The sequence below is a fragment of the Terrabacter sp. 2YAF2 genome, assembly GCF_052114705.1.
Classification (GTDB): domain Bacteria; phylum Actinomycetota; class Actinomycetes; order Actinomycetales; family Dermatophilaceae; genus Terrabacter.
On sequence record NZ_JBFRFG010000009.1, the window covers coordinates 138867 to 149186 of the forward strand.

Genomic DNA, 10320 nt, shown 5'->3' on the forward strand with positions numbered 1-10320 from the left:
CAGTGGCGGCCCGCCGTCGCCGTCGATCGTGCCCCTTGGCGGCCGCGGCGGCCTACTCGAAGGGGCTCGGGTCCCCTGCGCCCACCCGGGTGACGACCGGGTAGCCGTCGGACCAGTCGACGACGGTCGTCGGCTCCAGACCGCACTCCCCCGAGTCGATGACGGCGTCGATGACGTGGTCGAGGCGGTCCTTGATCTCCCAGCCCTCGGTCATCGGCTCCTCGTCGTCTGGCATGAGCAGGGTGCTCGAGAGGATCGGCTCCCCCATCGCCTTGAGCAGCTCGCGCACGACCGGATGCTCCGGGATGCGGACGCCGACGGTCTTCTTCTTCGCGTGGAGCAGCCGGCGCGGGACCTCCTTCGTCGCCGGGAGGATGAAGGTGTACGGCCCCGGTGTCGCCGCCTTGATGGCGCGGAAGACGGAGTTGTCGAGGTGCACGAACTGGCCGAGCTGCGCGAAGTCCGAGCAGACGAGCGTGAAGTGGTGCTTGTCGTCGAGGTGCCGGATGCGCAGGATCCGCTCCTTGCCCTCGGGGTTGTCGAGGGAGCACCCGAGGGCGAAGCACGAGTCGGTCGGGTAGGCGATGAGACCGCCGGACCTCAGGATCTCGACCGCCTGCCCGATCGCGCGGGGCTGCGGGTCCACCGGGTGGACGTCGAAGTACTTCGCCATGCCCTCACCCTGCCATGCGCGGGCCCGGATGATGAACCGGCGCGTGGTGCTGCGTGCGGTGGGGTGATCACCACACCGGACGCAACACCATCCGCAGGTTCATCCGATGCCACCCGGGCTCGCCGCCGGGCATGCTGGCGCCATGGGGGACGAGTCAGGGCGGGGATCGGGCGGGGGTGATGTTCTGGTTGGGGCGGAGGCCGCTCGTCGTGGCGGACGCGTCCGGGGGCGTGACCGATGGCGGGCCGCAGTCGCTCAGCGGCCGACGCTTGAGCGGCTCCGGGGCGTGCGCGATGCTGAGCGCATGAGAGAGCACACGGGTGAGAGCCGGACCGCCTCCACCGAGGACGACGCCGACCACTTCGAGGTGGTCGACAACCCGGAGCGCGGACGGTTCGAGCTGCGCGACGGTGAGCGCGTCATCGGCGTGGCGAGCTACGCCCTCGTGACGGAGGACCGGGCCGAGGACGCCAGCGAGCAGGCGCCCGACCGGGTCGTCTTCTTCCATACCGAGGTGCGGCCGGAGTACGAGGGCCAGGGTCTCGCCGCCCGTCTCGCGTCGTTCGCGCTCGACGCCACGGTGGCGGCGGGCCGCACGATCGTCGCGCTCTGCCCGTACATCAAGGTCCACCTCCGTCGTCACCCCGAGCCGTATGCCGCCCACGTCGCCGCGCCCAGGCCGACCGACATCGAGGCCGCCGACGAGGCCGCACGGACCGCCGCGGGGTGAGCCGACCGCGGGTCGTCGTCGTCGGTGGCGGCATCATCGGTTCGGCCGTCGCCCGTCGCCTGACCTTGCTCGAACCGCGACCGCAGGTCACCCTCGTCGAGAAAGAGCTCACGCCCGGTCGGCACCAGACCGCGCGCAACAGCGGCGTCGTGCACGCAGGTCTCTACTACGCTCCCGGCTCGGCCAAGGCCGCCCTCTCACGCACCGGCGTCGAACGGCTGCGTCGCTACTGCCGCGAGCGCGGGCTCCCCTACGAGGAGGTGGGCAAGCTTGTCATCGCGCTCGACGAGGCCGAGGAAGGGCGCCTGCGTGACATCGAGTGCCGCGCGCTGGCGAACGGTGTGCCCGGCCTCCGGTGGCTCGGGACCGACGCCCTGCGAGAGGTCGAGCCGCACGCGGTCGGACGGGCGGCGCTGCACTCCCCCACGACGGCGATCACGGACTTCTCACGCGTGGCCGAGGCCATGCTCGCGGACGCGCGGGACCGGGGCGCCCAGGTCGTGACCGACTTCGAGGTCGTGGGGTTCGGGCAGTCCGGTGGTCGCGTCGACGTGCAGGCGGCTGATGGGCGACACGTCCGCGCCGACCGGGTCGTTCTTGCGGGTGGCGTGCACGCCGACCGTCTCGCCGTGCTGGCCGGCGACGGCCCCACCCCGGCGATCGTGCCGTTCCGGGGTGAGTACCACCAGCTCCGGCCCGAGGCCACGCACCTCGTCAGTGGGCTCGTCTACCCGGTGCCCGACCCGCGCTACCCGTTTCTCGGCGTGCACCTGACCCGACGCGTCGACGGCGGCGTGCTGCTCGGCCCGAACGCCGTGCTCGCGACCGCTCGAGAGGGCTACCGTCGCCGCGACGTCGACCTTGAGGTGATACGAGCTCTCCTCGCCTCCAAGGGTTTTCGACGCTTCGCGCGATCCAACCTGCGCACCGGCGCGCAGGAGGTCGTCGGCTCGCTGAGCCGTCACGCGTTCGTCGAGCGCGTGCGTCGCTACGTCCCGGAGATCGACCATGCCGATGTCGAGCCCGCTCTCGCGGGCGTCCGGGCCCAGGCGATGGATGCGGACGGCTCGCTCGTCGAGGACTTCCGGTTCAGCCGCGTCGGCGCCGTGCTCTGCATCCGCAACGCGCCGTCTCCCGCAGCCACGGCATCGCTGGCCATCGCCGACCTCGTCGTCGACCGGCTGGACCTCGCCGGAACGTGACGGCCCGCCCGGTGGGCACGACAGCACCCGCCCCGTCAGTGCTTGCCGAAGTACGCGCTCGCTTCCATGGCGTCGATGACGGACGGGGCGCCGTGCAGGCCCACGGCATAGCCGCCGAGGTCCTTGGCCGTGTCGGCGATCGAGATGACCGGACTGACCAGTCCCCACGGCGAGAGGTGCAGGTCGGGACCCTTGGTCGGGTTGAGAGCGATCTGGGTGCCGAGGGCGTTGGGCAGGGGGTCGTCACCGACGAAGGGCACGTGGTCGACGAAGGACCCGAGTGGGTTCTGCACCGTCGTCAGGATCTCGCCACGCACGTGGTAGTTGCGGATCTGCCCCGACGACAGTCCTGCGTCGTGGTGGCCGAGGGCGGCGGCCGCCAGGACCGTGTTGGGATGGACGCCCGCAGCATTGAAGGTCACGGCCGGCACCTCGGTCGCGACGGAGGCCGTGCTCGCGAGACCGCCGCCGAGGGAGTGCCCGGTGAGCACCATGTTCTCGCTGCCGACGGCCCTGGCGAGGTGCTGGGCCAGGGCGATGGCCTGGAGGTGCTGCGCGCTGAGGCCGCCCATGCCCTGCTGGGCGTTGGTCGCCCAGTCACTGACGCTCGTCGGGTCGGTGCCCGCGAAGGCCAGCACGTAGTCGCCGTCCTCGTCGCGATAGATGTTCGCGGCGAAGCCGCCGGGACCCGTGAGCGTCCGGGGATCGATCCCCAGCGCCTCGAGCTGCGAGGTGTCGAGCACGTCGAACTCGTCGGTGCCTGTGCCGTCGTAGACGCCCTTGGCCAGCTCGGCGAGCTGGAGATCCATCTCCTGGGGCCTGGTGCCCCGTAGACCGTCGGCGAAGGGCGGTCCAGCCGTGGCCTCGACACCGACCGAGGCCGACCCGCCGAGCCCGAACGGGAGCAACGGCCCCGGCGTGAACAGGCTCCCGGGGCCACCGCTGGCCGATCGCTGGGCGCGGGAGTTGTCGCCGAGGCGTGTTGCCATCCGGTCGAGGGTCGAGCCGAGCGACGACAACGCGGTCGAGCTGGCGCGCCAGCTCTCCTGGGCCGCATCGGCGTCTGCGCCACCCCATGAGCGGCTCAGCACGGCAAGGGCCCTCGCGCCGTTGGCGCGGATCACCTCGACCTCGCCTGCGCACGCGTTCAGCTCGCGGGCGACACGGTCGAGGGCTTCTGGGTCAGCACCCTTGCGGTAGAGCACGCGTTCCTCCTGTCGACGGTGCGCCCACCGTAGGGGCTGTCGCGCCCGGGGGCCATGGGGAGCACTACCCGCCCCCTGTCGCTGCGACTCCCTCCCGCCGGTGGGCATGGTCATGACCGTGCCCGGAGGCGCAGGGCCACGAGACGGCCGGCGACACCGACGGCCAGCACGCCGAGGCCGGCAACGAGCGACCCGACCGGCACCGCGACCGCGAGGGTCAGGCAGCCGACCAGACCCACCCCGGCGACGAGCCGCGGGTAGCGCCGGTGCGCCGGGTCCTGGGTCAGCGCCGACGCGTTGGCCACCGCGTAGTAGAGCAGCACCCCGAAGGAGGAGAAGCCGATGGCTCCACGCAGGTCGGTGGTGAGGACGAGCACGCACACGATGACGGCCACGGCGACCTCCGCGACGTGCGGCACGGCATACCGCTCGTGCACGGCAGCGAGGGGGCGGGGCAGGTCGCCCTCGCGCGCCATCGCCAGGACCGTTCGGCCCACGCCGGCGACGAGGGCGAGCAGCGCCCCGAGCGCGGCGACCACCGCCGCGGCGGAGGCCGCCCACGGCAGCCACCCGCCCGGACCCTGGGCCGCGACGGCGAGCTGGCGCACCGGGGCCTGCGTCGACGCCGTGGCGCCCGGCCCCAGCACGCGCAGCAGGAGCATGGCCGTGACGGCATACAACGGCACGACGACGGCGAAGCTCAGCAGGACGGCGCGCGGGATGGTCCGTGCCGGCTCGAGGACCTCCTCCCCCAGCGTGGCGACGCGCGCGTAGCCGGCGAAGGCGAAGAAGATCAGGGCCGCTCCCTGCAGCACGCCCCCGAGGCCGCCGGACCCGGGCAGCGGGACTCCGCCGTCGACCGTCGGGACGTCCCACCGGGCCGCGGCGGAGCCGGCGAGTACGACGGCGACGAGGGTGACCACGACGGTGACGAGCCACCGGGTGAGGGCGGCGGTGCGGGTGATGCCGTGGTAGTTGACGGCCGCGATCACCACGACCACGGCGGCCGCGAGCGGGCGTTGCCAGGCCGGGGGGGACGAGGTAGACGGCGACCGCGAGCGCCATCGCCGCACAGCTGGCGGTCTTGCCGATGACGAACCCCCAGCCGGCCAGGAAACCCCACCACGGTCCGAGGCGCTCGCGGCCGTAGACGTAGGTGCCGCCCGACCTCGGGTACTGCGCAGCGAGCTGGGCCGAGGAGGTGGCGTTGCAGCAGGCGATGACAGCCGCGACCGCGAGGGCGGTGAGCAGCCACGACCCGGCGGCCGCGGCTGCCGGCGCGAACACGGTGAACAGACCCGCCCCCACCATCGACCCGACGCCGATGAAGACGCCGTCACGCGTGGTGAGACGCCGGGTCAGGGCCGGGCTGGTGGCGTCGGATGTCATGCCCCCAAGTGTGGTGGGTGGCCTCGGTGGGGCGCGCTCAGCCCCGCACGTCGGTGAGCATCGCCTCGAAAGGCGTGACGTCCGCGAACGGGTCGACCCGGGCGGCTCGAGGCGAGCCGCTGACGAGGGCCGCGAAGGCCGTGCCGGCCCGCTCGATGCGTTCCCCGAGTCGGCCCGCCTCGACGCTGCCCCAGTCCTCGCTCGCCGCGAAGACCGCGACCGGGGCCACGAGCGCGCCGAGGTGGGCGAAGAGCGGCCGCAGGGCGTGGTCGATGGCGAGCGAGTGCCGGGCCGTGCCGCCGGTGGCGCCGAGAAGGACCGGCGTGTCGCGCAGCGTGTCCTTGGGGAGCACGTCGACGAGCATCTTGAACAGCCCGCTGTACGACGCGGCATACACCGGCGTCGCGACGATGACGGCGTCGGCCTCGGCGATCGCGTCGAGACGGACCTGCAGGTCCGGGGAGGCGAAACCGGTGAGCACGTTGTTCGTCAGGTCGTGCGCGACGTCTCGGACGTCGACCACCTCGACGACGACCTGGCGGGGCGCGAGCGCCCGGACGGTCGCGTCGGTGAGGCGGTCGGCGAGCAGGCGCGTCGAGGACGGCTGGGTCACGCCGGCCGTGACGACGGCGATGTGGAACGGGTTCACTTCGTCACCTCCAGGGTGGGCACGGTGGACGCTGCGGTGCCGGTCGCGGCGGCGAGCCGGCTCGCGTGGGTCGGGGCGTCGGGCACGTGGGCGGGCTTGAGGGCGGCGAACTCCTTGCGGAGGACGGGCACGACCTCCTCGCCGAGGATGTCGAGCTGCTCGAGGACGGTCTTGAGCGGCAGGCCCGCGTGGTCGAGCAGCCACAGTTGGCGCTGGTAGTCACCGGCGTACTCCCGGAAGCCGAGCGTCCTCTCGATGACCTCCTGCGGGCTGCCGACGGTGAGCGGGGTCTGGCTCGTGAACTCCTCGAGCGAGGGGCCGTGGCCGTAGACCGGGGCGTTGTCGAAGTAGGGCCGGAACTCGCGCACGGCGTCCTGGCTGTTCTTCCGCATGAAGACCTGCCCGCCGAGGCCGACGATGGCCTGGTCGGCGCTCCCGTGGCCGTAGTGCTCGAACCGGCGGCGGTAGAGCTGGACCATCTGCTTGGTGTGGCTGGCCGGCCAGAAGATGTGGTTGGAGAAGAAGCCGTCGCCGTAGTAGGCGGCCTGCTCGGCGATCTCGGGGCTCCGGATCGACCCGTGCCACACGAACGGGGGAATGCCGTCCAGCGGCCGCGGCGTCGACGTGAAGCCCTGGAGCGGGGTGCGGTACTTGCCCTGCCAGTCGACGACGTCCTCGCGCCACAGGCGGTGCAGCAGGGCGTAGTTCTCGATGGCGAGCGGGATGCCGTCGCGGATGTCCTTGCCGAACCACGGGTAGACCGGGCCGGTGTTGCCGCGGCCCATCATGAGGTCCATCCGGCCGTTGCTCAGGTGCTGGAGCGTCGCGTAGTCCTCGGCGATCCGGACCGGGTCGGTCGTCGTGATGAGTGTCGTCGACGTCGACAGCAGGATCCGCTCGGTCTGGGCCGCGATGTAGGCGAGCGTCGTCGTGGGGGCCGACGGGATGAACGGCGGGTTGTGGTGCTGTCCGGTCGCGAAGACGTCGAGCCCGACCTCCTCCGCCTTCTTGGCGATGGCGACTGTGGCCTGGATCCGCTCGTGCTCGGTCGGCGTACGGCCCGTCGTGGGGTCGGTGGTGACGTCGCCGACGGTGAAGATCCCGAACTGCATGTGTCCCAGCTCCTTTTGATTGATGATTCAATCATATCGAACGTCGCGGGGTCCTCCCCCATTCCCGCTGTGACATCCTGTCGCGGTGAGCGCCGACATCTCCCCCAAGGACCGCTTCATCACGGTCTACGGCCGCAACCCCGTCCACGAGGTGCTCCTCGACGGGGACCTGCACGTCGACAAGGTCGTCATCGCCGACGGGGCCCGCGGCAGCGGCCTGCGCGAGATCCAGCAGGCGGCCCGGCGCCGGGGCGTCGAGGTGCAGCATGCGAGCGCCGAGCGGGTCAAGAAGCTCGCCGGCAACGGCCGACAGGACCAGGGCGTCTTCGCCGACGTCGTGGCGCCCCGGATGCGTCCGCTCGAGTCGGCACTCGGCGAGGACGCGCCGTCCCTGCGCGCCGTGCTCGTGCTCGACGGCGTGACGACCCCCGCCAACGTCGGGATGATCCTGCGCTCCGCCACCGCAGCCGGCATCGACGGCATCGTCGTGCCACGCAAGGGCGTCGCCTCTCTCGACCCACTCGTCGTCAAGGCCTCGGCCGGGGTGGCGTTCCGGGCGCCGATCCTCAAGGCGTTCACCGCGGCTGAGGCCGTGGCCGACCTCAAGCACGCGGGCTTCCACGTCGTCGGGCTCGACGCCGGCGGTGACGACGACCTCTTCGCTGCCCACCTGCCGGAGCCCGTCGCGTTCGTCCTCGGCAGCGAGACCGCCGGGCTGACCCCCGAGGTGGCCGAGCTCGTCGACACGTGGGTGTCGATCCCGATGGCGGCCGGCGTCGAGTCGCTCAACGTCTCCGCCGCTGCCGCCGTCGTCTGCTTCGAGCTCGTCCGCCGCTCCCGCCTCTGAGCGGCGCGTGGCGGTCCGGCGGACCGCCATGAGGTATGCCGTCAGCCCGGGCCACGCACGCCCGTGCGGCGGCGCAGCGGCTCGTGGCGGTCGGTCGGGCCGGGACCCGTCAGCTGCCCCACTTCTCGGCGAGCGCGCGTACGACCTTGATGTCGCGGGCCGTGCCGGTCGCTCCGGTCAGGCGCTCGAGGCGGGCGTTGGTCAGCTTGGCCTGGTGCGCGGGCTTGGTGAGGAAGAGCAGCACGTCGCTCCCGAGCACGAGCACCCTCTCCCCCGGCTCGTCCCACGCCTCGAGCGCCCGACGCCCGTCCGCGCTGATCCCGCCCGTCGTGAACGTGACGTAGCGCCGGGCGTCATCGCCGAGCGGAGACTCCGCAGCGTCGGCGTCAGCGGCCGTCTGCCGCAGGGCGGCCGGGGTCCGGGCAATGACGGGTACGTCGAAGCCGAACTCGTCGCTGATCAGGCCGCGCAGGGCGGACTCGACCTTGGCGACGCTGCGCATCGACGTCGTGACCCGCACGTTGCCGCTCTGGATGTGCGTCACGACGTCATCGAACCCGTTGTCGGACAGGTGTGCTCGCAGACGCTCCATCTTGACCCAGCGCTGGCCGACGTTGACCGCGCGGAGGAAGCCGATGTAGGTCGCCACGGTCACGCCCCCACGCTCTCGAGGGAGCAGGTGCCGCGACCGACGGACTCGACGCGCCCGCCGACATGGATCCCGCCCCGGTGGTCGATGTCGAGGAGCAGGCGCGACGGGCGGCCCACCGCGGCCCCTTGGTCGACCTCGATCGACACGTCGCGGGCGCCCTGCGACACGAGCCAGCCACCGAGGTTGGCGCACGCCGATCCGGTGGCGGGGTCCTCGAGGACGGCCTGGCCCTGCGCGTAGAAGAGCCGGGCCTCGATGCTCTCGGGCCCGCTCCAGGCCCAGGCGTAGACGTGCGGGGGACGGTCGGGCGGGGTCATGTGCTCGGCCATCCGGTGCGGGTCGGGGTCGCAGGCGCGGACGCTGTCCACGTCGTCGAGCCGCACGACGAGCTGCTCGACCCCGGCGTCGACCCAGCTGGCGTCGGAGCGCACGAGCGACACGGTCTCGATTCCGAGCGCGGCAGCGAGGTCCGCGCCGCTCGCCTCGACCTCGCGCAGGGTGGCGGCCCGGGCCGTCAGGCGCCAGCCGCCGTCGACGCGGGTGACCGGGATGCGCCCGGCCGGCATGGTGAGGTGCACCGTGTCCAGACCGCCCACGAGCGCTGCGACGACCTCGGCCGTGCCCAGCGTCGGGTGCCCGGCAAAGGGCATCTCGTGCCCGGGGGTGAAGATCCGCACGTCCGCGTCCCCCGCCGGGCCGTCCCCGAGCGACGTCACGAACGTGGACTCACTGAGGTTGAACTGGCGCGCCCACGCCAGCATCTCCTCGTCGGTGAGCGCGGCGGCGTCGGGAAAGACGCAGAGCGGGTTGCCCGAGAAGGGCCGACCGGCGATCGAGAAGACGTTGAGCAGGTGGAAGGGCAGGTCCATGTCGCTGAGTCTGCACGAGAGTCTGCCCGAGAGTCTGCCGAGAGTCTGCGAGAGTGTGCCGGAGCGTCGCCGGTCGGCGACGGCCCGAGGCGCGGGCTCGCCGATACTGTGGCGGTCATGGCCACTCCCGACGGTGTCGTTCCCGGCAACATCTACCTCTTCCGGCACGGCGAGACGGAGTGGTCGCTGAGTGGGCAGCACACCGGGACGACGGACCTCCCGCTGCTGCCCGAGGGTGAGGCGGCTGCCCGCGAGCTCGCCGACGTGCTGCGCAAGCACCGCTTCGAGCGCGTGCTCGTCTCCCCGCTGCAGCGCGCGAAGCGGACGGCCGAGCTGGCGGGCCTCGGTGACTTCGAGGTGGAGCCGCTGCTGCGCGAGTGGGACTACGGCGCCTACGAGGGCGTCACGACGAAGCAGATCAGCGCGGAGATCGGCCACCCGTGGGAGGTCTTCGTCGACGGCGTGCAGCCCGGCGTCACGCCGGGCGAGACCGTCGAGGAGGTGTCGGCGCGGGCCCAGCAGGTCATCGACAAGGTCTGGCCGGACCTCGAGCACGGCGACGTCGCGCTCTTCGGCCACGGCCACGCGCTGCGCGTGCTGACGGCCACCTTCCTCGGGGTGGACCCGCGCTTCGGCCAGCAGCTCATCCTCGACGCCGGGTCGATGAGCGTGCTGACGCACCACCGTTCCACCCGCTGCCTGGGGATGTACAACCTCTCCCCCTGGCGGCTGCTCTCCGAGGACTGACCGCCAAACGGAACGCTCCAGCGTCGAGTGCTCAGTTCCCGATGCCGGTGTCCGCGCGGAAGTGCGCACTCGAGCGTCGAGTGCTCAGTTTCCCGACGCTTGGCTTCAGATCGTCTGCGCAACACGGATTGCGTGGAGGCAGGCGATGGGTGGAATCCCGGGGACGTATTCCTGGGCTCAGCGGCAGCAGGCGTTGGGGCTGCTGGAGCAGGGCCTACCGGCGTTGGAGGTAGCGCGGCGGATCG

10 protein-coding genes and 1 pseudogene are annotated in these 10320 nt (G+C 72.2%); 4 read left to right on the forward strand and 7 right to left on the reverse strand.

Going from position 1 to position 10320, the window contains the following annotated elements; translation table 11 throughout:
• Positions 1-52 precede the first annotated feature (52 nt).
• Positions 53-673: an L-threonylcarbamoyladenylate synthase gene (locus AB4030_RS12675; RefSeq protein ID WP_442279579.1), complete on the reverse strand. Its 621-nt coding sequence runs from the start codon at positions 671-673 to the stop codon at positions 53-55.
• Positions 674-977: 304 nt separating this feature from the next.
• Between AB4030_RS12675 and AB4030_RS12680 the strand changes: the two genes are divergently transcribed.
• Positions 978-1403: a GNAT family N-acetyltransferase gene (locus AB4030_RS12680; RefSeq protein ID WP_442279580.1), complete on the forward strand. Its 426-nt coding sequence runs from the start codon at positions 978-980 to the stop codon at positions 1401-1403.
• Positions 1400-2605 (forward strand): L-2-hydroxyglutarate oxidase, encoded by a 1206-nt coding sequence (gene lhgO, locus AB4030_RS12685; protein WP_442279581.1) that lies wholly within the window; start codon positions 1400-1402, stop codon positions 2603-2605. The genes AB4030_RS12680 and lhgO overlap by 4 nt, the downstream gene beginning before the upstream one ends.
• Positions 2606-2640: 35 nt before the next feature.
• Here lhgO and AB4030_RS12690 read toward each other — a convergent pair whose 3' ends face one another.
• From AB4030_RS12690 to AB4030_RS12705, 4 genes and pseudogenes are all read right to left on the reverse strand, one after another.
• On the reverse strand, positions 2641-3810 hold the full coding sequence (locus AB4030_RS12690; RefSeq protein ID WP_442279582.1) for an Mbeg1-like protein: 1170 nt from the start codon (positions 3808-3810) through the stop codon (positions 2641-2643).
• Positions 3811-3920: 110 nt separating this feature from the next.
• Positions 3921-5199, reverse strand: a pseudogene (locus AB4030_RS12695) (APC family permease).
• Between the two features lie 37 nt (positions 5200-5236).
• Positions 5237-5848 carry a CE1759 family FMN reductase gene (locus AB4030_RS12700; RefSeq protein WP_442279583.1) on the reverse strand — a complete coding sequence of 204 codons (612 nt, stop codon included), beginning with the start codon at positions 5846-5848 and terminating at the stop codon, positions 5237-5239.
• Positions 5845-6960, reverse strand: a complete 1116-nt coding sequence (locus tag AB4030_RS12705) for an LLM class flavin-dependent oxidoreductase (RefSeq protein ID WP_442279584.1) — start codon at positions 6958-6960, stop codon at positions 5845-5847. The genes AB4030_RS12700 and AB4030_RS12705 overlap by 4 nt, the downstream gene beginning before the upstream one ends.
• An 85-nt stretch (positions 6961-7045) precedes the next feature.
• Here AB4030_RS12705 and AB4030_RS12710 point away from each other — a divergent pair, with 85 nt between their 5' ends.
• The gene (locus AB4030_RS12710; protein ID WP_442279585.1) at positions 7046-7807 is read left to right on the forward strand and encodes a TrmH family RNA methyltransferase; all 762 of its coding nucleotides are present in this window, start codon (positions 7046-7048) and stop codon (positions 7805-7807) included.
• Between the two features lie 109 nt (positions 7808-7916).
• On the opposite strand, the gene AB4030_RS12715 is transcribed toward AB4030_RS12710, so the two are convergent.
• Positions 7917-8462: a DUF1697 domain-containing protein gene (locus AB4030_RS12715; protein WP_442279586.1), complete on the reverse strand. Its 546-nt coding sequence runs from the start codon at positions 8460-8462 to the stop codon at positions 7917-7919.
• Entirely contained in the window at positions 8459-9328 is an 870-nt protein-coding gene (locus tag AB4030_RS12720; protein WP_442279587.1) for a PhzF family phenazine biosynthesis protein, read from the reverse strand. The genes AB4030_RS12715 and AB4030_RS12720 overlap by 4 nt, the downstream gene beginning before the upstream one ends.
• Before the next feature lie 117 nt (positions 9329-9445).
• Between AB4030_RS12720 and AB4030_RS12725 the strand changes: the two genes are divergently transcribed.
• Positions 9446-10075 carry a histidine phosphatase family protein gene (locus AB4030_RS12725; protein WP_442279588.1) on the forward strand — a complete coding sequence of 210 codons (630 nt, stop codon included), beginning with the start codon at positions 9446-9448 and terminating at the stop codon, positions 10073-10075.
• Positions 10076-10320: the final 245 nt, after the last annotated feature.